18 protein-coding genes and 1 riboswitch are annotated in these 21,911 nt (G+C 54.6%); of the genes, 4 read left to right on the top strand and 14 right to left on the bottom strand.

Features of this window, described 5'->3' with window-relative positions:
* Window positions 1–75: 75 nt before the first annotated feature.
* The gene (locus tag GQY55_RS20375; protein WP_236575755.1) at window positions 76–2,199 is read right to left on the bottom strand and encodes a CAP domain-containing protein; all 2,124 of its coding nucleotides are present in this window, start codon (window positions 2,197–2,199) and stop codon (window positions 76–78) included.
* A gap of 284 nt (window positions 2,200–2,483) precedes the next feature.
* Window positions 2,484–3,815 (bottom strand): arsenic transporter, encoded by a 1,332-nt coding sequence (locus tag GQY55_RS20370; RefSeq protein ID WP_160043724.1) that lies wholly within the window; start codon window positions 3,813–3,815, stop codon window positions 2,484–2,486.
* Window positions 3,816–3,969: 154 nt separating this feature from the next.
* Here GQY55_RS20370 and GQY55_RS20365 point away from each other — a divergent pair, with 154 nt between their 5' ends.
* Window positions 3,970–4,428: a hypothetical protein gene (locus GQY55_RS20365; RefSeq protein ID WP_236575754.1), complete on the top strand. Its 459-nt coding sequence runs from the start codon at window positions 3,970–3,972 to the stop codon at window positions 4,426–4,428.
* A gap of 177 nt (window positions 4,429–4,605) precedes the next feature.
* Here the strand turns inward: GQY55_RS20365 and GQY55_RS31535 are convergent, their stop codons facing one another.
* Window positions 4,606–4,932: an ABC transporter permease subunit gene (locus GQY55_RS31535; protein WP_236575753.1), complete on the bottom strand. Its 327-nt coding sequence runs from the start codon at window positions 4,930–4,932 to the stop codon at window positions 4,606–4,608.
* Between the two features lie 151 nt (window positions 4,933–5,083).
* Window positions 5,084–5,434: a hypothetical protein gene (locus GQY55_RS31530; RefSeq protein ID WP_236575752.1), complete on the bottom strand. Its 351-nt coding sequence runs from the start codon at window positions 5,432–5,434 to the stop codon at window positions 5,084–5,086.
* 91 nt (window positions 5,435–5,525) lie between these two features.
* Here GQY55_RS31530 and GQY55_RS20355 point away from each other — a divergent pair, with 91 nt between their 5' ends.
* Together GQY55_RS20355 and GQY55_RS20350 are read left to right on the top strand one after the other, a co-directional pair.
* Window positions 5,526–6,386 (top strand): helix-turn-helix transcriptional regulator, encoded by an 861-nt coding sequence (locus tag GQY55_RS20355; RefSeq protein ID WP_160043722.1) that lies wholly within the window; start codon window positions 5,526–5,528, stop codon window positions 6,384–6,386.
* Between the two features lie 103 nt (window positions 6,387–6,489).
* On the top strand, window positions 6,490–7,893 hold the full coding sequence (locus GQY55_RS20350; RefSeq protein WP_160043721.1) for an ADP-ribosylglycohydrolase family protein: 1,404 nt from the start codon (window positions 6,490–6,492) through the stop codon (window positions 7,891–7,893).
* 134 nt (window positions 7,894–8,027) lie between these two features.
* Here GQY55_RS20350 and gntK read toward each other — a convergent pair whose 3' ends face one another.
* The 3 genes from gntK to GQY55_RS20335 form a co-directional block, all read right to left on the bottom strand.
* On the bottom strand, window positions 8,028–9,566 hold the full coding sequence (gene gntK, locus GQY55_RS20345; protein WP_160043720.1) for a gluconokinase: 1,539 nt from the start codon (window positions 9,564–9,566) through the stop codon (window positions 8,028–8,030).
* A gap of 42 nt (window positions 9,567–9,608) precedes the next feature.
* Window positions 9,609–10,970, bottom strand: coding sequence for a GntP family permease (locus tag GQY55_RS20340; RefSeq protein WP_160043719.1), 1,362 nt, complete (start codon window positions 10,968–10,970; stop codon window positions 9,609–9,611).
* Window positions 10,971–11,124: 154 nt separating this feature from the next.
* The gene (locus tag GQY55_RS20335; RefSeq protein WP_160043883.1) at window positions 11,125–11,808 is read right to left on the bottom strand and encodes a GntR family transcriptional regulator; all 684 of its coding nucleotides are present in this window, start codon (window positions 11,806–11,808) and stop codon (window positions 11,125–11,127) included.
* Between the two features lie 752 nt (window positions 11,809–12,560).
* Here GQY55_RS20335 and GQY55_RS20330 point away from each other — a divergent pair.
* Entirely contained in the window at window positions 12,561–13,448 is an 888-nt protein-coding gene (locus tag GQY55_RS20330) for an aminoglycoside 6-adenylyltransferase (protein WP_160043718.1), read from the top strand.
* A gap of 86 nt (window positions 13,449–13,534) precedes the next feature.
* Here GQY55_RS20330 and GQY55_RS20325 read toward each other — a convergent pair whose 3' ends face one another.
* The 7 genes from GQY55_RS20325 to GQY55_RS20295 form a co-directional block, all read right to left on the bottom strand.
* Entirely contained in the window at window positions 13,535–14,338 is an 804-nt protein-coding gene (locus GQY55_RS20325; protein WP_160043717.1) for an ABC transporter ATP-binding protein, read from the bottom strand.
* On the bottom strand, window positions 14,325–15,335 hold the full coding sequence (locus GQY55_RS20320; RefSeq protein WP_160043716.1) for an ABC transporter ATP-binding protein: 1,011 nt from the start codon (window positions 15,333–15,335) through the stop codon (window positions 14,325–14,327). The genes GQY55_RS20325 and GQY55_RS20320 overlap by 14 nt, the downstream gene beginning before the upstream one ends.
* 5 nt (window positions 15,336–15,340) lie before the next feature.
* Window positions 15,341–16,177, bottom strand: a complete 837-nt coding sequence (locus GQY55_RS20315; RefSeq protein WP_160043715.1) for an ABC transporter permease — start codon at window positions 16,175–16,177, stop codon at window positions 15,341–15,343.
* 2 nt (window positions 16,178–16,179) lie between these two features.
* Window positions 16,180–17,190, bottom strand: coding sequence for an ABC transporter permease (locus GQY55_RS20310; protein ID WP_160043714.1), 1,011 nt, complete (start codon window positions 17,188–17,190; stop codon window positions 16,180–16,182).
* Between the two features lie 156 nt (window positions 17,191–17,346).
* Window positions 17,347–19,185, bottom strand: coding sequence for an ABC transporter substrate-binding protein (locus GQY55_RS20305; RefSeq protein ID WP_160043713.1), 1,839 nt, complete (start codon window positions 19,183–19,185; stop codon window positions 17,347–17,349).
* Between the two features lie 260 nt (window positions 19,186–19,445).
* The gene (locus tag GQY55_RS20300; RefSeq protein ID WP_160043712.1) at window positions 19,446–20,408 is read right to left on the bottom strand and encodes a DMT family transporter; all 963 of its coding nucleotides are present in this window, start codon (window positions 20,406–20,408) and stop codon (window positions 19,446–19,448) included.
* 135 nt (window positions 20,409–20,543) lie between these two features.
* Window positions 20,544–20,707, bottom strand: a riboswitch (FMN riboswitch).
* Between the two features lie 170 nt (window positions 20,708–20,877).
* Window positions 20,878–21,897, bottom strand: a complete 1,020-nt coding sequence (locus GQY55_RS20295; protein WP_160043711.1) for an S-layer homology domain-containing protein — start codon at window positions 21,895–21,897, stop codon at window positions 20,878–20,880.
* Window positions 21,898–21,911 lie beyond the last annotated feature (14 nt).

Genomic DNA, 21,911 nt, shown 5'->3' with positions numbered 1-21,911 from the left:
TGTAAAGCCCGTTTTAATTTTCGAAAAACATGCAAAAAAAGCCGTTCCTGTTCAGGAGCGGCTTCAGGCAAACTGTTACGGTTGGTATTGGCTGACGTTAAATCTGCCGGCAGCGACGTCGATCCAATAATAAGCTTCCGGCGTGACCAGATACAAGTTTAAGGCATCCTCGTTATACGGACCCGCGGAATCCAAGCGAAAAACGCCTTCCTTGTTCAGCGTCACTTGAAGGTCCTCAATCTGCTTCGGCTTGGTTCCCCCGGTCTGCACCATGATTTTCAGCGTCTCTCCCGCATGGCTTGCAAATTTTCCTTCAAGCGAAAGCGTGCGATCGGCATGAAAATCCGCGACAAACATCAAATTCTCCAGCCGGGCGGGCTTTTCGTATACTTCCCGCGCCGGGAGCGGCGGAAGTTCGCTTACAGGCGTGGGCGACGCAGGACGCCCGCGAAGCTCCTTCAGCTTGGGCTGCAGGTACTGAAGCAGCTTCGCCGTTTCTCCGCGCGTAAGCAGCGTTTCGCTTTGGAAGCCTTCGAGCGAGCTGTCGGTGACGCCCTGCGCGTAACCCATCCCCATGACGTACCACACGGCATAGGTGTTGGCGTAGTTCACCCCGTCGATCGCGGCGATGATTTCGGCCGCTTTTTGCCGGGTCATGGACTGTTCCCTTGCGGCGACGTTCGCGATTCCGGCCAGCGGAATATTCCGTTCCTTCGCGATTTGGTAAGCGCCGTCCGTCCCATGCGCTTTTTTCGCCGGCGCATACGCCGCATCGTCGATTCGGTACATATGAAGCAGCGCCGACCAGAACCCGGCCTCGGTCACCGCTGCGTCCGGACGAAACGAATTGCCGTCCGCACCGCTCATGACTCCCGACCGAAGGGCCCATTCGATCGCGGATTGGCTGCGGTGTCCGGCAATATCCTTCATGGTGGCGGGGTTGGTTCCCGGATATTCCTTCTGCTTCAGCTTGGGCAGCACTTGGACTTTGATGCGGTTTTGAATGCTCCCTAAAGACAGCGTCACCGTGTAATTTCCCGGCTTGATGCCTTTTAACAGGCCGTCCGGCGAAACGGCGAGCCCTTTCGGATCGCTGCTCGCGTAGCCGATTCCGGATTGGACCGGCTCCGTCACTCCGTCGTCGTATTGCCCCTGCGCCGAAATCTGCAGTTCCCCGCCTTCATTCAGAACAAGCTCCGGATATTGGGATTGGACGGAGACCAACTGATGCCCTTTGCCGGTGGTAAACGACCATGTCTTTTGCAGCTTTCCGGACGACCCTTTCATCTGGTAGGAGAGGGACACCTTGTATGTATGATAGCCTTTCAAAACTTGCTTGGGAAACAGGAACAACGTGTCCCCGCCGTAAAGCTCTTCGTAATATGGCACGTCCCCGCCGCTTTCGTCGGTGATCTTCGCATCATGCCAATCCATATCCCCTTCCGTCGTGGCCGAAATGATGTAGCCGGAATGTTGGACGTTAAATTGGTTCAGCGGGTTCGGGGATTCAAGTCCGTAAAAACCGACCCCGACGTTTTTCATGCCGTCATAGGGATAAACCGAGATTCCCCCTTGGATCGGAGCAGGCTCCGAAAAACCGGCAAAATCGGCCACGGCCGTTCCGTCCGCCAAACCGAAACCGGCCTCCCTGTATTTGGGGCTGAGAATGATTTTGCGATGATAGGCGGTATCCAGCCAGCCGTCGACCGCCTGTTTGCTGCTGGCCTGCCGGTAATGCATGACCTCGCCTGTCGAATATCCCTTCGAACCGTAAGTCCATCCCGCCGCTTTCAACCGGTCCGTAACGGTTGCGCCGGTAAAGCCGGGCATCCCTTTGGTTTCGTTATGGGCGCTTTCCTGCTTTTTGTCATGATTCTCGTTGTAATACGCCGCATGAAGCCGGGCCGCCTTGGATATCATGCCGCTGAGCTGCAACGGCTGCAGTCCCGCTTTGGCCCGGACGTCGTTCAGGTATGCCAAGGCCTCGCGTTGATCCTGATCCGTCCCGTCCGCTTGGACCTGCGCGGCAAATGCCGGGGTCTCCGCCGCCCACGTTCCCAGCAGCAGCCCCGCCGCAACGAATGGAACGACCGCCCATTTGCGGAACGTTCCGATTGCTGCATGAGTTCCCTGCTGTGCGATTCTCTTCGGCGCTCCTTTGTCCCGCAAGGACCGCCGCCCGCTTTTTTTCATATTCATCCTGCACTCTTCCTTCCTTTTTTCGATACTCTCCTTATTCGACAAAATCCATCATTTTCCTTCTAAACGAAAATAGGACCTCGGGCACCGATACGCCTGAAGTCCTGTTTCATGCTATTCCGTCACGAATGGTTCCATGTCTGAGACGGATATTTACCTGCACCTTCAATTGCCTCATCGGCATAAATTATCCTATATCCATCATCTATATCTTGGACCTGCCTGAAAACGCGGGTCTTTTTTTCGTCCCGTTGTTCCGGCGATGTTCCCATCCCTTTATATCTTCAAAAAATCCAGCCGACCCAGTACGAAAGAACGATTAACGTAAACAGGACGGTGACGGGAATCGCGATGACGGTCACCTTCAGGTATTGGGCCCAGCTGATTTTGACGCCGCCTTTGCGCACGATATGCATCCACATCAAGGTTGCGAGCGTGCCGATCGGCAGCAGCAGGGAACCGATATCGCTTCCGATGACGCTGGCCAGGTATGATATTTTTAAGGTGAGCGGGTCAAGCCCCATATTCGTCAGGGTCATCGTCCCGACCATCAATGCCGGGTGGTTGTTGAATATGTTGGATAAAATGCTGAGCAAACCGCCCATCAGCACGCTGGCGTACAGCAGACTGCCCGATACAAGCGGCTGCAGCACCCGGATCAGCCAATCCGTCAAACCGATGTTGTTCAATCCGTAAATAATGACGTACATACTGAAGGCAAAAACGAGAATGTACCAGGGCGTTTTTTTGAGCATGTCGGTAGGCGGAATTTTTAGGCGATACCAACGCCAGGCGAGGAGAAACGCCGATCCGATGACGGCCATCAAGGATACCGGAAAATGAATGAACGAGGCGACGAACAAACTGATTCTTACGACGAAAACGAAAATCAGTATATTTCTCATGAATTTACCGCGGTTTTCCTGCTGAAGGGGCTGCTGCAGCGGGTGCTGCCCGGGCGCCAGCATCCAGCTCGATTGGGCCGGAAGCTTCTTCGGCAAGGTCCGGTAAAAGATGAGGAACAAAATGGCGGTAAGCAGGAGGAGGCCAAGCGTTGCGGGGATAAACATCATCGCCGTATGCATGTACAAGTCCATGTGAACGATTTTGAGCGCGATCAGGTTGACGATGTTGCTGACGCCGATCGGGGCGCTGGAAGCGGTCGCGATAAGCGCGCCCGAGATCAAGTACGGTATTTTTTGATGGTTTTTAAGCCCCATATTTTTGAGCATCATCAGCAGGATGGGGGTTGTGATCAGGATGCTGCCGTCGTTGTTCACAAACAGCGTCATCAAAAAACAGAACAGGTTCGTAAGCCAAAACAGCCGAATCCCCGAGCCCCTGGCCTGCCTTGTGAGCAGCTCGGTTGCCCAATGGAAGAACCCAAAGCTCTCGAGAACGATTGCCATGACAATGGTGGCCATAATCGTTACCGCTGCGCCGCTGATCGTTTCCGTTATTTGCCCCAGGTCCGCCAGGGACACGCTGCCGCTGAGCAGTACCAGGACTGCGCCGATCGTTGCCGGGATCGCTTCGTTGACTTGGGGACGCCAGAAGATGAAACCGATCGTCAACAGAAAGGAACAGACCGTAATCATCACCATTAAATCATGCATGTTAAACCCTCATCTCTAACTTTAAAATGTTATTTCCGGTGCACAACTCTCCTTTGCTGCGAAAATAATGGAATCTCGTTTTCTATTAAAAACCGTCGGCAACCCTCCTTTTTCAGTGATTGGATTGCAGTGGTGATATTGTATTTATACGTGTATGAAACACGCTTCGCCATGGTCAACAACACGGTTCTCTCAAAATCTACTAGTGTCAATCATCGGCATCCGTCCCGGGATGTCAACCGCCGATCCGGGCGGATGGACCGGGAAATATACTATTTTCATGGGGATTTCGAGAGAAAGCGGGACAACCGTTTCAGCGAAAGGCTCGGAAAGAAAAAAGGCCTCAGCCGCTTGGCTGAAGCCTTTGCTCTTCAATTCCCTTGAGCCTATGAACCCATATTCGCCGGTGCCGGCGGGCATTGCTTGCGTGACAGTCGCGCACGTGACCATACAGGCAATAGATCTGCTGCGTCATATAACCGGTGCCGCCGACGATCACCTCTGTCGGATTGGTCAGCCGGCAGCGCTCGGTAAGTGCCTGCGCATGATGACCGGCCAGAAGGTGCCGAATGCTTCGATGCCAGCCGCGTTGCAGCCGACCGCATATTCGTAAGCAAGCGGATGGAACCCCGTCTTTCGGTGGATCCGGCCCCGTAAAAAACCATGTTTTTGACATGGGCTTTGGTTACCGGGTCGATTTTCCGGTACGTGACGCTTCGCCCTTTTCCGAGCTTCCAGCCGTTTTTATAGTTAAAACGCACATGTTTTGCATCGATTACTTCCGTTACCATCAGCAGCTTGTCGAGCTCCCGCTCCGCTCCGTTCCGCCTCCGCCTTCGACCCTGCCAACCTGCGCTCGCCACCACTTGCCGACGGCAAAGGCGGCAGAATTCCCGACTTCGAACACGTCGCGAACCCCGGGGAGGGTAACGTTCCACATTTGCCGCCAGCGGCCAGCGCCGTCGATCGCCGCCTCGTACAGCTCCTGGTTGATGTTCGCGAGCGCCGCCAAATAAATGATCGCCCCGTAACCGGTGCTCTTCCAAATTTCCGTTACAATGAGCATCGGCCGGAATACGGAGGCATTCGTCAACACGTCGACGGGCGTCCAGCCCATATCGCGCATAAACGTCGTGACAAGCCCCGAACCCGGCGCAAAAAAGGCGTGTACACCAAACCGTACACGATGATCCAGGAAAGGAAATGAGGCCCGTACGTCAGCGTTTGAACCGTTTTTTTGAACCAGCTGACCCGGATTTCGTTCAGCATCAGCGCAAAACCAAATCCGGCAGCAGGTTGAAAACGATGCGGTATACGCTCAGCAGGAGCGTGTTTTTCATCAGCACCGGAAAGTCCGGAGAGGAGAACACCGTCCTGAAATTGTCCAATCCTACCCACGGGCTGCCGGCGATGCCCTTCGGTTGTAGTCCTGAAAAGCGACGACGAGGCCCATCATGGGAACATAGCGGTAAATCAGGTAATACAGGATGCCGGGAACCATAAACAAATAAAGCCAGCGGTAGCGCCAAAACGTCCTGCGGCCGGTTCCCCGCCTTATGCGCCGTTTTCTCTGTTCGATCGATCACAAGCTGCTTGAGACTGGACGGAAAATGCTTCAAAATGCATATAAGAAATTAAAACGGCGGAGGCAAGGCACCTCCCGCTTCTGTACTCACTAGAAAGCGATCCCGTCAGGAGGCATAGGTCCCCATGAAACTTCATATCACGTACGATAACCCCATCCCCATTAATGCTTTCGAATGGACGCCCGCGGCGCACCGGCAGCCGCCCCATGTGCATGAAAGCCTCGAAATCGGCCTTTGCTTGTCGGGCAAGGGCCTCTTTTTCTTCGGCAATAAACGGTATGAGGCCGGCCCCGGCGATTTGTTTCTGGTCAATAGCGAGGAACCGCACATCGCCCAAGCGGACCCGGCGGACCCGAGCCGCTATCTTTTCATTAATTTCGATGCCGCTTTGCTGCTGAAGGAGGAACCCGGCTTGCTGCTTCCTTTTTCTTACCGTGCCGCGCGTTTTTGCAATCATATCCCCGGCGGATCGGCGCTTGCTCGGCAGCTTATCCCCTGGATGCTGGCCGTCGCGGAAGAATTGCGGGAGAAAGCCCCGGGCTATCCGGCGATGGCAAAAAGCGCGCTGATTCAGCTATGCGGCCGCCTTCTGCGCCATTATAACGACCGGCTTACGGATGAGGAACGGAGCGGCATGGTTCAGTCTGCACGCCATGCGCAAGCGCTGGCCGCTTTGGTTGAGCAGCGCCATCGCGAGCCGATCAGCCTGAAGGAACTGGCCGATGAACTCGGGCTGAGCGTCTCGCGCGTGAGCCGGGCATTCCTGGAAGCGACGGGTTACCGCTTTTCGGAATATGTGTCGCTGCTGCGCGTTCAGACGGCCATACGGGATTTGGCCGGCACGGACAAAACGGTCGCCGAGATCGCGTTCGACTGCGGCTTTCAAAGCATGGCAACCTTTTACCGGATTTTCAACGAAAAGGTCGGCATGTCCCCGAATGCTTACCGGCAATCGGGCGGAAACTTTTCGGAAAGCAAAAAATGAGAGGGTTGCCTGCACGATTTGAGAAGTCATGACTTCCGGATGCAAGTTATAATGAGTGCAAAATTTCGAATTGGCTAACCGCCAATGGAGGAGGAGCACGCCCATGACGAAGTGGCATGGATTACGGGAATTGGTCTCGGCGGAAATAACGCAGCGCCGGGAAGAGGGATGCGACGTCGCAGGTTTCACGGAACATCTGGACGCCGCCGGTACCGATGAATCACGGTTGATGGGCGTCTATCATGAGCTCGCGAAACTTGTGCAAAGCCCGGATTTTAAATATGTCGAGCCGAACGGCCTGGAATCGATTCGCAGCGAACGCCCCGCAGGTCCGCGCATGCTTGCCGTTGATTGGGACGAAGACAAGTGGCAGGACAAGTTTTACGGGGCTTGGCTCGGCCGGGCCGTCGGGTGCGCTCTAGGCAAGCCGCTGGAGGCTCCCGCCTTTATGAGCGGGTCGGACGGCAGACCGGGATGGCATAACGTCAAGCTGTGGTTTGAAGGCGCCGGACAGTGGCCGATCCGCCACTACACGCCGAGCGATTCGGCAGCCCAAGCGCAGTACGGCATCGATATCGCCCGCTGGAGCAGCCTGGCCAGCTGCGGCGGCCATATCCGTTTCATGGAAACCGATGACGATATTCGTTACACGGTGCTTGGGCTGCTTATGCTCGAACAGCGGGGACTGGATTTTGATTCCTGGGATGTCGGCAAGCTGTGGCACCGGTATTTGCCGCTCGGCCAGGTGTTTACGGCCGAGGCGCAGGCATACCTTAATTTTGCCCGCCTTGCCATACAGCTTGGCGGAGAACAGCCGGATGACCGGGAGAATCATATCGCCTGGGTCCGCTCCCATTTAAACCCTTACCGCGAATGGATCGGCGCCCAGATCCGCGTCGACGGTTATGCTTACGGCGCAGCCGGCCGGCCTGAACTGGCGGCGGAGCTGGCTTGGCGGGACGCCTCCTTCTCGCATGTGAAAAACGGCATTTACGGCGCGATGTTTTGCTCGGCCATGATTGCCGCCGCATTCGTTGAAAGCGACGTGAAGCGGATCGTTCAAATCGGATTAAGCGAAATCCCGAAAAACTGCCGCCTGGCGGAAGATGTGGCCTTGGCGGTAAAGATCGCCGAGGAAACGGAAGACACCTTGGAGCTGGCGGGCAAAATATGGGAGTCCTTCAAGCGCTATCATCCCGTTCACACCAACAATAATGCCGCCTTGTGCGCGGCGGCGCTCATCCATTCCGGCGGCGATTTCGAAAAAGGGATCACGACCGCCGTGCTTGGCGGTTGGGATACGGATTGCAACGGCGCGACGGTCGGCTCCATTCTTGGCGCATCGCTTGGAGCGGCAGCGCTGCCCGAAGCGTGGACCGCTCCGCTGAACGATACGCTGTATGCGGATATTAGCGGCTTCCACCCGATCGCCATCTCGGAATGCGCCCGCAGAAGCTATAATGTTTTCCGGAAATTGCAGCGGAATGAAAATCCTGCTTTTCTGTAAACCGGCTTCAATAGGCGCGAATTCTCCTGCAAAGGATCCGGATGCCCGAAGCGTATGCCATTTTTCACTGCCCCTCTTATTGAAAAAACCCCCGCATGACAGGAGGCATGCGGGGGTTCGCCGTTTCGGCCCAACTAGAACATTTGCCGCTGGAAGTCGGCGATCGCTTTATATTCTTCTTCCAGGTTCCGCGAAATTTTAATGAAAATCGGCAGCAGCCGGTGATAAATTTGCGCGTTTTCTTTTATAGGCTTGTGCCGGTGGGTCGAACCGATCATGCCGGAAACGATGTCCAGCGTATCGGTTTTGCCGAGCGCATACAAGCCAAGAACGACCGCCCCTAGGCAGGAGCTTTCGTAGCTTTCCGGAATGACCACTTCCTGATCGAAAATGTCCGCCATCATCTGGCGCCACAGCGGAGAGCGGGAAAACCCTCCCGTTGCGTGGATTTTGGTTGGACGTCCGATGATCTCTTCCATCGCCAGCAGCACCGTATACATGTTGAAAATGACGCCTTCCAGAACGGCGCGGATCATATGCTCTTTGCGGTGATGCATCGTCAGCCCGAAAAAAGAACCGCGCGCGTCCGGGTTCCACAGCGGCGCCCTTTCGCCCGTTAAGTATGGATGGAACAACAGCCCGCCCGAGCCCGGATTCACCTGCTCCGCGATTCGGGTCAGCAGGTCGTACGAATCGAGGCCGAGGCGTTTCGCCGTCTCCACCTCGGATGCCGCGAACTCATCCCGCACCCATTGGAACAGCATGCCGCCGTTGTTGACCGGCCCGCCGATCACCCACTTTTTGTCGGTTAACGCGTAGCAGAAAATCCGTCCTTTCGGATCGGTCACGGGGCGGTCCACCACGGTGCGGATCGCGCCGCTTGTGCCGATCGTCGCCGCGACGACACCCGGCTGGGTGGCGTCGACGCCGAGGTTCGAAAGCACGCCGTCGCTTGCTCCGACGATAAAAGGAGTGGAGGCCAAAAGCCCCATCTCCTGTGCGTATACCGGGTTCAGCCCCGAAACCGCATGGGTGGTCGGAACGGGAACGGAAAGCTGGTCCGGTTTGACGCCGGCCAGCTCAAGCGCTTCTTTGTCCCAATCGAGCTGCTGCAGATTGAACATCCCTGTCGAGGATGCGATCGAATAATCGATGATGTACTGGTTGAACAGCTTCGCGAAAACATATTCCTTGATCGAAATGAATTTGTCCGCTTTGCCGAAGATGTCAGGTTCGTCATGACGCAGCCAAATCAGCTTCGACAGCGGCGACATCGGATGAATCGGGGTGCCGGTGCGCAAATAGATTTCATGCCCGTTCATCTCCTTTTTCAGCTTCTCCGCCCATTCCGCGCTGCGGTTATCCGCCCACGTAATGCAGTTCATCAGCGGTTTGCCGTCCGTCCCGACGGGAATCACGCTGTGCATCGCCGAGCTGAAAGATACGAACATGATCTGCTCGGGAGCTGCCCCGCTTTTTTCCATCGCCTGCTTCACCGAATGAATGACGGCGGCGAAAATCTGGTCCGGATCCTGCTCGGCAATCGATGACGTCGGGGTATGGAGCGGATATCCTTCGCTGCCTTTGGCCACGACCTTGCCGTTTTCTTCGAAGATCACGGCCTTGGTGCTCGTCGTGCCGATATCGATGCCGATCATCATGTTATTGCTCATGCTTTAACCTTCTTTCTTGAATCAATGAAACCTAGCGTTTACTTATACAAAGATGCTGATGACGAGGATGAATGCAAGTCCCGCCACCGACAGCAGCGTTTCCATCACGGTCCATGATTTCAGCGTCTGCGGTACGGACATGTTGAAAAACTCCTTCACCATCCAGAAACCGGCGTCGTTCACGTGGGACAGCACGAGGGAACCTGCGCCCGTCGCCAGCGCGACGAGTTCGGGACTCGCTCCGGGATTCAGCGCCAGCACCGGGGCGACGATGCCTGCGGCCGTCGTCATGGCCACGGTGGCCGACCCCGTCGCCACGCGGATCAGAGCCGCCACGAACCACGCAAACAAAATAATGTTGATATGCGCCGAAGTGGCGATTTGCGCGATGGCGTCGCCGACGCCGCTGTTTATCAGCACCTGCTTGAACGCGCCGCCCCCGCCGATGATCAGAATGATCGTTGCGGTCGGAGCCAAACATTCGCTCGTGAATTTGGAAATCTGGTCTTTCGTAAAACCGCGCGAGAAACCGAGCGAAAAGAAGGAAAAGACAACCGCGATCAAAAGCGCGATGACTTCATGCCCGATGAACTCGCAAAATACGGTGAATCCATGTTTCGCTTCCGGATCGATAATGGTGGCGATCGAACCGATCAGCATCAGAATAACAGGAAGCAGGATCGTAAACAAGGTGATGCCGAAGCCGGGCAGCTTGCGGTCTCCGCTCGAAGAAAACTGTTCGGCAAGCTTTGTCGGCGGCTCGACCTGGATCCGTTTGCCGATCCACTTGCCGAAAAGAGGTCCTGCCACGATGGCGGACGGAAGTCCGACAATCAGGGAATACAATATGGTTCTACCCAAATCCGCTTTATATGCATCAATCGCGATCATCGGTGCGGGATGCGGCGGAACGAGGCCGTGCACGGTCGAGAGGCCCGCCAATATCGGAATGCCGATCTGCAGCAGCGACATTTTCGTTTTCCGCGCGACCGTAAAGACGATCGGAATCAACAAAATGACGCCAACCTCGAAAAATACCGGAATCCCGACGATAAAGCCGACGATCATCATCGCCCAATGCACGCGTTTTTCGCCGAAGCGGTTGACGAGCGTCGTGGCGATTTGTTCGGCCCCGCCGGATTCGGCCATCATCTTGCCGAGCATCGTCCCGAGGCCGATAACGATGGCGATCGTGCTTAACGTTCCTCCAAGGCCTTTCGTTACCGAGTCCACGATATCAAGCGGTTTCATGCCCGTCAAAAAGCCGAGGATCAGTGCCGACAGCAGCAGGGTCACGAACGGATTCCACTTGAATTTGGCGATAAATACGATCAAAAACGCAATCGCGACAAGCGTCCAAACGATCAGCGTCCAATTATGGCTCATGCCGAAAATACTGGACATCAAGACAACCTACCTTTCTTCACCTGGTTTTTCTGGATGATTTATGAATGACCTTCAATTTATCATGCCCATTTGCCAGCATTTCAATTTAAATTGGTATACTTGTCGACAACTTTGAACGGCACTCGTCCGCAAGGGGCTTGTGCCTATGACGTCAGGATGAACGGCCGGGGATGCTGCTGTGAAGCGTTTTCCTGGAATCCGCGAAATAATCCGCAACCACCTGCTCGATCACGTCCCTTTTCCGGGATTCCAATCCCTTCATGATCGTATAATGCTTATCGATAACCGAATGCAGCTTTTTTTCGCCTTTCGAAAAAATCTCCTCGGTCGTCAGCAGCATGACGGTCATAACGATCGGCCGGATGCTTTTCCACAGATGCAAAATCCGGTTGTGATTCGCCGCCGTAATGATCGTTTCGTGAAAGGATAAGTCCTGGTAAGAAAATTCCACGGCATCGTTATGCTTCATCGCCAGTTCCATCTTGTCCACGATCCGCTGCAGATTGGCAAGCAGATCTGTGACATCCGTACGGGCCAGACGCTGCTGAACGAAGGTTTCGATCAAAAAACGAACGTCGTAAAGCTCTTCGACATCCGTCACGTCCAAACCGACCACGACAGCCCCCATCCGCTCAAGCCGAATGAGGCCTTCGCTTGAGAGCGTTTTTAAAGCCTCCCGAACCGGGGAGCGGCTCGTACCGAACTCGGAAGCCACCCAATTTTCCGAGATGGTCTCGCCGGTCTTGATCGTTCCGTTAATGATTCGAAGCCTAAGCTCGCACGCAATGGTTTCTCCAAGGGAAGCGTTCCGCAGCCAGGCAGAAGGATACTGCAACATGAATCAACTCTCCTATTTCAAGGATTGTCAAAGCAATCCCGATTCGTAAACATAATAATAGGATTTTATCATATCCGTGCAATACCGTTCCAACCTTATGGCGTTTTCCATTCCCGAATCGTCTCATATTACAAGTATACTTGTCGACAATTTAAAACCATTATTATTTTAAATCAGAACTTCGACTGCTGTAAACCCTTTCCCGCCCGGCTGAAAACTATCGGGAGGCCAACATGCATCTCAACGTGCTAAAAATTGTAAGCTCCAAACTCCGTTACTTCATGATCTGCATTAAGACGGCGACCAACCTGATTGCCCCGAATGCCCCGGTTTTGCAATCTAACCAACGTTCAGGCAAAGCGGAATCACAGACTCTGTCGTTTCCAAGACATTGGGATAAATTCCCGGCATCTCTACCGACTACGTTCAGGCGTTCCAATCTTGAATCTTGTTTTTGTCTTCGGGTGTGCTCCAGGTTGCAATGTGATCTTCTTCCGGTTGGGAGCTTCATTTTATGGTAAAATGTCAGTGATTTACGATCATTGCGGGCACGCAGCCCGTCATGATCCATGCATCTTAGTTCTATCGATGATTTACTCATACGTTAAGGAGGAGGATCATCATGAAGAAGCTGCTTGACCACTTGTAACGACAACTTGTCGTCCGCCGGATCATCCGGATTCGCGGACCGCCTTCGCGTGAGCATGACCCAACACCAAATGAACAATAAACAGGGAGGCTGTACCCGGATGAGAACCGAACGAGAAATGTTGGATTTGATATTGAATGTAGCCAAAAGCGACGAGCGCATCCGCGCGGTTGGAATGAACGGTTCGCGCACCAACCCGAATGCACCGAGAGATATTTTTCAGGATTACGACATCGTGTTTGTGGTGACCGACATCGAGTCTTTTATCCAGGATCCGGAATGGATCAACGTCTTTGGTGACCGGATCATCATGCAAAAGCCGGAAGAGATGAAGCTCATCCCTCCGTCGATGGATGGAAATTATGCGTACCTGATGCTGTTCACGGACGGCAACCGCATTGACCTCACGCTTTGCCCGATCGAGAAAAAAGACCGCTGGAACGGAGGCGACCGGCTGGCCGTGGTGCTGCTTGACAAAGACCGCAGTCTTCCCCGGTTAGCGGAGCCGACGGATGAGGAGTATCGGGTACGGCAGCCGACAGCAAAGCTATATGCCGACTGCTGCAACGAATTTTGGTGGGTGTCGACTTATGTGGCCAAAGGCTTGTGGAGACAGGAAATATTGTATGCGCTGGATCATCTGAACATCATCCGGGGGATGCTGGTCAAGATGCTCGAATGGCAGGCCGGCATCCTTACCAGATTCTCGGTAAGCACAGGCAAAAATGGGAAGTATTTGAAATCCTATCTCCCGGAATCAAGCTGGGATCAACTCCTTCGCACCTACCCGAAAGGCAGTTATGAAGATGGCTGGCGCGCGTTGTTCGCGATGACGGATCTGTTCCGCAGCACGGCGCGGGAAGTGGCGTCGAAGCTTGGTTTTGCCTATCCCGCTGAAGACGACCGCCGGGTGACGGCTTACTTGGAGCGCGTTCAGTCATTGGAGGCGGGGGCTTCCGAAATTTTCGGATCTGATTTTAGCATTTAAACGGAGTCTGCCCCAGCCTCCGGCAGTAAGGGATGGCGCACGGAAATTTCCGGCCCCATCCCTTTTTTAGTTCGGGCTCTGCTCCCCTACGATCCTAAATCCCAAGCCGAACGGATTTTGGGCACGTCGTTGATGAGCTGGCGCGTGTAAGGATGCTGCGGATTGAGGATCATGTCCTCGGCCGGGCCGCTTTCGACGATTTTCCCCTTTTCCATAATGTAGATCGTATCGCTCACGTAATAAGCCAGCCCCACATCATGCGTAATGAAGATGATCGTCATTTCGTTTTCGTCCCGCAGCTTCAGCAGCATATCGAGAATCGTCGACCGGGAACAGGCGTCCACCATGGACGTCGGCTCGTCGGCGATCAGCACCTTCGGGTGCAGCATGAAAATCCGGGCGATCATGAGCCGCTGCATCTGGCCGCCGGACAATTCAAACGGGTATTTGTTGTGCAGCTCCTCGAATTTGAGATTGACGAAGGAACAGGCTTCCCGCATTTTTTCGTACCGCTCCTCCTTCGATAGCTTCTGCCCCTGAAGTTTGATGCAATCGAGCAGCAATTTTTCCACCCGGTAAAACAGATTAAACGACGAAAACGGATCCTGAAAAATCGCCTGGATATCTTTCCAGTACCGCTTCCGGTCGGCATGGGACTTCAAACGGCGGGGCTGCCCCTTATATTCGATGGACCCGGAGGACTCTTTCAGCAGGCCCATGATCATTTTGGCCAGCGTCGTTTTGCCGCTCCCGCTTTCGCCCACGATCGAAATGATTTCCCCTTTATGAAAATCAAAATCCACCGCATCGACGGCGGTCGTCTTTTGGCTTCCGTATCCGAATACCTTCGTCAGTCCCTTGCCGCGGATCAACAGGTCACGACTGCTCATGCGCATACCACTCCTTCAGCGTTTCCGTATCAAAATGGCAGCGGTACAGGTTGCTTCCGTTCGTGCGTATCGGCACTTTGCCGGTTCTGCATACATCCTGCGCATAAGAGCAGCGCTCCGCAAACCGGCAGCCTGGGGGCACCTGCTTCAAATTCGGAGGGGCGCCGGGAATCGCGGCCAGCTTCTGCCCTTTCATGCCTTCCTCCGGAACGAGGATGGACCCCATCAATTTTTTCGTGTATGGATGGACCGGATCGAAAATCATTTGCTCCGCCGTGCCCCGCTCGACGATTTCGCCCGCATACATGACCATGATATCGTCCGTGACGTGATACAGCAGCGGCAGCTCATGAGTAATAAAAACGAGCGACCGGATATATTTTTTGTCCAGCAAATCCTTCAGCAGCTTGATGACCGCTTTTTGCGAGGTGACGTCAAGCGCCGAGGTCGGTTCGTCGGCGATGAGCACCTTCGGATTCAAAATGGTGGAGATGGCGATGACGGTCCGCTGCTTCATCCCGCCCGACAGTTCATTCGGATACGATTTCAGCACCTTTTCCGGCAGGTTGAGCGTCTTGAAACGTTCCGCGGCCAGCTCCCATACCTGCTTTTTGGACAATTCGGGCCGGTGCTCTTTCATGATGTCCTCGATAAACCGGATGATCCGCAGCGTCGGATTGAGCGCATTCATCGCCGCCTGCGGGATGTACGCAATTTCGCGGCCGGACACCTTGGATCTTAGCTGCTCCTTGCTCAGCTTCATGATGTCGCTGCCGGAAATCCGGATGGAGCCGCTGCCGTAGTGCAAGGGCGGAAAATAAAAGCCCATCAGGCTGAGCGCGAGCGTCGATTTTCCGCAGCCCGACTCGCCCGCGATGCCCAGCGTTTTGCCTTCCTCCAGCTCGAAATCGACGCCGTCCACCGCAAACACCTTTTCCTTCAGGCGGGTTTTGTAATAGGTTTTCAGGCCGCTGACTTCCAAAATGTTCGTACTCATACGCCTTAACTCCTTATTTTCGGATTAAAAATTTCATCCATGCCCGTGTTCATCATATAGAGGGAGAACGTGATCAGCGCGATCGCAAAAGCGGCCGGAATAAACGCCCACCACGCCCCGGCCACCGGCGCCTCGAACACGAGCGCCCAGTTCATGATGATGCCAAGCGAAATGGTGTTGTACGGCCCCAGGCCGAGCATGGAGATCGAAGCCTCCGACAAAATGCCCGACGCGGTTTGCAGCACAAACGCCATGACGACGTACGAAGCGATGTAGGGAAGAATTTCGAAGACGATGATTTTGGGCGTGCTGTGGCCGGATATTTTGGCGATATGGACATGATCCCTGTTCCGGAGCGACGTGGTTTGCGCCCTGACCGCCCTCGCGGTCCACGGCCAACTTGTGATGCCGATGATGATCGCCGTGACAAGCGAGCTGCGCGAATTGATGCTGACCGAAATGAGGATCAGGATTACAAAGGACGGAATGACGATAAAAATGTTCGTAAGCGCGGTCAAAATGTTATCGAGCATGCCGCCGATATAACCGGAGACCAAGCCGATGACAAGGCCGATGATGGTGGCGAACACTCCGGCTATAAGGCCGACGCGGATGGAAGTCTGGATGCCGTACATCAGCTCCAGAAACAGATCGCGTCCGAAGTTGTCCGAACCGAGCCACAGGTTGGCGTCCGGAGGCTGGAAGGCGAGAGCAATCATCTCCAGCGGATCCTTGCGGTTGATTTGCGGGTAGATCAACACCAGCGCCAGCATAAGCAGAAACAACACGGCACCGATCATGAACTTCGGCGATTTGAAGAGAATAGCGAAGGAATTTTTCATTTTCACTCTTCCTCCATTTGCGCGGCTTTAATTCTCGGATCGATCAGGCCGTAAATCATGTCGATCGTAAAATTGGCCAGAAGCACGGTGACGGCAATCAGGAGCGTGCAGCCGGAGATGAGCGGATAATCCAGCTGGCGGATGGCCGTGAACATCCAGGTGCCCAAGCCCGGGTAACTGAACACGATCTCGCAAATCAGCGAACCGCCGACCATCGTCCCGATCGACAGAGCCAGTCCCGTAATTTGCGGTAGCATGGCGTTGCGGAACACGTACCTGGCGATTTTCGAATCCCGGATGCCCAGCAGCTTCGCGTACAGCACGTAGTCGGCATTCAGCTCGTAAATGGACATTTCGCGCATCCCGATCGCCTGCCCGCCGATCGTCACGAGCACGATGGACAGAAAAGGAAGCGTATGATGCCGCAGCACCGAGCCAATGAATTCGAAGCTGAGGCTGGGCACCATCTGAAAATCATATCCGCCGGACAGCGGAAACCATCCCAGGGTCAGTGCAAACAAGTACAGCATAATGATGGCGAGCGTAAAAAAAGGAATCGAATTGATAAACAACGCCACCGGAAAAATCGCTTTGTCGAAGACGCCTTTTTTGTAAGCCGCCACCGCCCCCAGGATGTTGCCAAGGATCCAGCCGACCAAAATGGCGGGCAGCTGCAGTCCGATCGTCCAAGGCACGGCGGAAGCCAAAATATCGGTCACCTTCTTCGGATACAGCCCGAAGGAAGTTCCCAGGTCGCCGGTAAACAATTTTTTGACGTAAATGAGAAATTGCATCCAGATCGGCTTGTCAATGCCGAATTCGACCATAAACGTCTCATAGACGCGTTTGATCGTGTCGCTGTCCGTCATGCCCTGCGATATTTTCGACACGATGATGCTGACCGGGTTGCCCTCGATCATCCGCGGCAGGAAAAAGTTCAGCGCAATGGCGATCGCAAGCGTCAGCACGTACCAAAACAGCTTTTTCACGAAATATTTCGAATAGGCGTTCACGAAGCTCCCCCCTTCGGGCTTGTGCAGCGGTATGGAAAAAGATGCGCCGGTGAAAGAGAGCCCGCATCAGGGCAGCCGGAAGGCCGGCCTGGTGCAGGCTGCATGCATGGGCTCGGGTTATGCCGAACATCCTTTGAATCAGAACTTATGAGATCCTCAGTTATGAATCTGGTACAGTGCCCGGATGCCGGCGCCGTCCATGGCGATTTGCGGCGGAATGTTGCTTCCGTCCCCTTCGGCCGGGAAGCCCTTCCACACGGACTCGTTGACGGTATGGAAGACCCATGGGCGATACATCAGCGGCACGGAAGGAATATCCGTCAGCCAAATTTTGGTCAATTCGGTATATAGCGATTTCAGTTGGGCTTCGTCGGAGACGGTCGGGATTTGATCAATGATTTGATCGGCTTTGTCGTTTTTGTAACGGCCCCAGTTCCAGAACGCCATTTCGCCTGCAGGAGCTACCCCTTTGGAATACATGATGTCATGCGCCCGGTTCCACGGTTGGCTCGGATTGACGCCGCCGGCAGGCGTGTTCATGATGATATCGAATTTGCCTGTCTGCAAATCGTTGGTCCATACCGGAGCTTCAGGGAATTTGGTGCGGATTTCGATGCCGATCGCCTTGGCGCTTTGCGCAACGATTTCCAGCGCGGCATTCCAGTCGGACCAGCCGTACGGACACTCCACGTCATATGGACCGAGACGGGTGCCGTTCAAGACGCGGATGCCGTCCTTGCCTTTTTTCGCCCCGATTTTGTCGAGCAGCTCGTTGGCCGCTTTCACGTCCGTCGTCCACTGCAGCGATTTGATCGCGTCTTTGTCCACGTATTTGGATTCGGCGTCGGTATTCAGCGTCAAGGAAGGCTCCATCGCCGCGGAGTATCCGCTCATGGCGAGATCCGATATTTTCTTGTAGTCGATGGCCATCGCGATCGCGCGGCGGACGTCGGCGTTGTCGAGCCCTTTTTTCGACATGTTGAAGAAAATGGACGGCATGGAACCCGGCACGTAATACGGAGCGTCCTTCAGGTACGTTTTGATCGGCGCGCCGTTTTTCCACATGTTCCATACTTGCGGTATGAACTGCTGCGATACGTCCACCTGCCCGCTCTTGAACGCCAGATCGCCGGCCGCGTTGTCCTTGTAAATCACGTGCGTGATGTATTTGGGCGCAGGCAGCTTGCCGAACAGCGATTTGCCCCAATAATTGTCGTCCCGTACCACCGTAATTTTTTGATCGTTGTAGAAGTACAGTTTGTACGGCCCCGTGCCGACCGGGTTGTCATTCACTTCTTTGCGGATCGTGGGCAGGTCGTTGCCCGCTTTCTTTTCGATCTCTTCCCAAATATGCTTCGGCATCATCGGGATCAGCTCGATGCTGTCCAGCACCCTCAGCTTATTCGGATTATCCTTGTTAAGTTTGATGTTGACGGCATTTGCGCCGTCCGCGGCGACTTCCGAAATATTCGTCCAGTAGCTGCTCCAGTTGATGTCGTATTTTTTGCCGAGCTCGTAGGTATACACGACATCCTCCGAGGTAAACGGCTGGCCGTCGCTCCACTTGGCGTCCTTGTTCAGCTCGATATGCAGCGTGTCGTCCTTCCATTCGTATTTCGTCCCAAGCAGCGGCTCAAGCGCGCCGTCGAGCTCGTTGATCATGAACAGCGTTTCGTACACGAGTTCGCGGGAGTTGCCGTAATTGATCGGAAAAGCCGGATTGCCGCTCAGCAGGTTGAAGTTTGTCGGCGCTCCCCACTGCAGGCCGTTGATGTACAGCGTTTCGTTTCGCGGCGTTTCTTTGGCGTCGCCCTTGGAGGTTTCGGTCGCGGGTTCTTTGGAAGGCTCCGTCTGATTGTTCGAAGGCGTTTTGTTTTCTTCCTGCGTTTTCGGCGTTTCCGAAGCCGACGGCGGCTGCACAGTTTGGCAGCCTGCGATGAGAACCGCCGCCATAAAAAGTGCGATCAGCGGTTTGGAAGCGAATTTCAGCCTCATGAACATTCCTCCATTCATCACATTCACACCTTGGATCTTGAATCTTGAATTGCACCGACCGTTTCTAAAACGTATTCTGCAAGCGCTTACTTATAAAAATGTATGTCGAACCGTTCAAATCATGACTGAAATCTTTGGCCCCTAAAAGTCCTTTCAACGCGCAAAAAAGGCCGCTTTCGCGGGCGGAAAATCCGCCCCGGAAGCAGCCTTTTAAGGCACAGCTTTGGATGATTCTAAAGGGAAGGCCATTTGAAAATACGTTACGCTTCTTTTGCGCTTCTGCGGGATATGATAAACAGGACGGCCCAAATCAGAACAAAGCCGCAAATTTGGTGGAATTTTACGAGCTCGTGAAACGCAATCCAGTTGATGAGCACGCCCACCATCGGGAAGCTCAGCTCCGCAAGGGTAGCCACCGAAGCTTTTGTCGTCGTGAGGCCTTTATAATAGACCATGAGGCTGAACAAACCGGGCAGCAGCGCCTGGCCGAGCAGATTGATCGTAACGGCCGCGAATGTACCTGCGCCGGAAGGAACATGCCAAGGATCTCCTTGATTAATCGTGATGACGATCAAAAGCGGAAGCGCCAAAATGAAACGAAGCGAAGTGACGGTTTCGTACTCCATTTTGCCGACCATCAAACGTCCCATAACGGTCGAGCCGCCCCACAACGCCGCCGCGCCGAGGGAAAGCAGGCTTCCTACTTTGACGAAATCGTTGACATGGCCGAATGGGAACGAAAACCCGAAGGTGAGCAGGTAGGTGCCTGCCAGCGCCATGATCAGCAGCCAGCCGAACTTCTTCGGCAGCTTTTCCTTCAGCAGCACGCGCGCCATAAGGATGGCGAAAATCGGCTGCAGCTTCTGCAGCAGCAAGACCGCGTTCAAATTGCCGTGGGTCAGCCCCAGCGTAAACAAAATGGTCGCAATGGCCGAACCGCCCCAGGACAGGAACAGCAGCGCGCCGATATGCCGCAGCTTGAGCCCCTTCAATTCCGAGCGGTGTTTCCATAACATCGGCGCCACAAACAGCGCGATGATGATATGTTCGAGCAAAACGATCTGCGTCGGCGTGATCTGCTCGCGAAGCAAAATGATCCGGAAGAGCGGGTCCGCCCCCCACAACGCCGCCCCGAGCACGACCAGCCAAAAGCCGGTTTTCGGACGGACCGCCTGCTTGCGCATGGCGGAATTTAGCTTGAACTTGTTGCTTACGTTTTCCATATTCCTAATCCCCTTGCCTGAATACGGAGTCAACATTGGAAAACCCCCGCATATCGACCGAAATCGACAAAACGGGGGCTGATCAAATAAGCCTGCCGAAATGTAACGAAAAAACATTCCGCGCAAACCTGCTCTATTGATCTTCTCCCATCCGGACTTTACCGTCGGCCCTGGAATCCCACCAGGTCAGTCGCTGCCTTTCAAAACGGTCGAAAAGCAGGAGTCGCGGGCTTGACGTCGCTTTGGTACAAAGGACGTTCACCGCCGGTCAGGAATTTCACCTTACCCCGAAGATCCATATTCATCTTTTTAGTATTGGTTTGAGTTCGTTCATACCATGATACTCCGTCATCGTATGAAAAAGCAACCCGAATGGTTACTTACATAAGTATAGCACATATCTTCGCTTTAGCGGAAGCTTCTTTTGATAAAGAATTTTTTCCATTCAATCGATATTTTCAATAACGCCTTAGTTCTGCTGCAGCAATGCCAAAATCACCACCACCGCTTCGGCGCGGGTCGCATGCGCACGGGGCGCAAATTGTCCGCCGCTTCTTCCGTTCATGATGCCTCTCTGCGCGGCGGTCTCGGCGTAGGGCTTGGCCCAGGCGGGGATCTGTCCGCTGTCGGCAAAGGCGGCCGGCTTCCCGCCTCCGGCCGGTTCGGCCGAAGGCAGCGAACGAACGGCCATGGCGGCCATCTCCGCCCGCGTAATCTTTTTGGCCGGCCCGAACGATCCGTCGCCGTAACCGTTCATGATTCCCCGGCCTACCGCCTCTTCCACGGAAGGCAGCCCCCAAGCGGGAATCTGCTTCGCATCCGTAAATGTCACGGGCTGTCTGCCGCCGTCCGCTCCCAGGGCGCGGATCAGCATGGCCGCAAACTCGATCCGCGTCACTTCCTTGTCCGGCATAAACGTTCCGTTCGCGTAACCCGTGACCCACCCTTGCTGCACGGCCTGTTCAATGGCCGCCTTCGCCCAATGCCCTCCGATGTCTTTGAGGGCGACCTGCCCGGAGGGAGCCTCGTCTTTAACCGAAATGGCGGCTTGGATGGCCGTACCGGCGGCGTTCAGCTTGGAATCGACCAGTTTGACGTCATGCAGCGAAATGGCGGCGCTGCCCTTTTGCAGCCTTGCAAATTTGACGGCGGCCAGCTGGAGCGTGCCGTTGTCTCCGGCAATGCCGCCCACCTTGGTATGCGCGATCCGGACATTCCCGTCTTGGACGATCGGATCGACGGAGAAACCGTTTTTGCTTGAGATGGCGCTTTTATATGCGAGCTTCTGCGTGTCGTATTTTAACGTGAAATCATAGGCGTACAAGTCTTTGAGATGCTCCCCCGTCACAACGACGGTGATTTCGTTTCCATTGGACGTTGATTTTAAAGAGACCGAAGGAGCGGTCTCGTCCGCCGACGCCGGCGTTTGTGCCGCAAACCAACCGAAGACGAGCACGATTCCGAGAACGGAGGCTAATTGTTTCAGCAATGGGCTTCATCCTT

Source organism: Paenibacillus sp. USDA918EY (genome assembly GCF_009870825.1).
In the GTDB taxonomy this organism is placed as follows: domain Bacteria; phylum Bacillota; class Bacilli; order Paenibacillales; family Paenibacillaceae; genus Paenibacillus_AQ; species Paenibacillus_AQ albilobatus.
This window is presented reverse-complemented; position numbering and strand designations above follow the sequence as displayed.

Coding starts and splice junctions, on each gene's coding strand:
- GQY55_RS20375 (WP_236575755.1), bottom strand. CDS start 2,199: ATGAATATGAAAAAAAGCGGGCGGCGGTCCTTGCGGGACAAAGGAGCG.
- GQY55_RS20370 (WP_160043724.1), bottom strand. CDS start 3,815: ATGCATGATTTAATGGTGATGATTACGGTCTGTTCCTTTCTGTTGACG.
- GQY55_RS20365 (WP_236575754.1), top strand. CDS start 3,970: ATGAAACACGCTTCGCCATGGTCAACAACACGGTTCTCTCAAAATCTA.
- GQY55_RS31535 (WP_236575753.1), bottom strand. CDS start 4,932: ATGGGCTGGACGCCCGTCGACGTGTTGACGAATGCCTCCGTATTCCGG.
- GQY55_RS20355 (WP_160043722.1), top strand. CDS start 5,526: ATGAAACTTCATATCACGTACGATAACCCCATCCCCATTAATGCTTTC.
- GQY55_RS20350 (WP_160043721.1), top strand. CDS start 6,490: ATGACGAAGTGGCATGGATTACGGGAATTGGTCTCGGCGGAAATAACG.
- gntK (WP_160043720.1), bottom strand. CDS start 9,566: ATGAGCAATAACATGATGATCGGCATCGATATCGGCACGACGAGCACC.
- GQY55_RS20340 (WP_160043719.1), bottom strand. CDS start 10,970: ATGTCCAGTATTTTCGGCATGAGCCATAATTGGACGCTGATCGTTTGG.
- GQY55_RS20330 (WP_160043718.1), top strand. CDS start 12,561: ATGAGAACCGAACGAGAAATGTTGGATTTGATATTGAATGTAGCCAAA.
- GQY55_RS20325 (WP_160043717.1), bottom strand. CDS start 14,338: ATGAGCAGTCGTGACCTGTTGATCCGCGGCAAGGGACTGACGAAGGTA.
- GQY55_RS20320 (WP_160043716.1), bottom strand. CDS start 15,335: ATGAGTACGAACATTTTGGAAGTCAGCGGCCTGAAAACCTATTACAAA.
- GQY55_RS20315 (WP_160043715.1), bottom strand. CDS start 16,177: ATGAAAAATTCCTTCGCTATTCTCTTCAAATCGCCGAAGTTCATGATC.
- GQY55_RS20305 (WP_160043713.1), bottom strand. CDS start 19,185: ATGAGGCTGAAATTCGCTTCCAAACCGCTGATCGCACTTTTTATGGCG.
- GQY55_RS20300 (WP_160043712.1), bottom strand. CDS start 20,408: ATGGAAAACGTAAGCAACAAGTTCAAGCTAAATTCCGCCATGCGCAAG.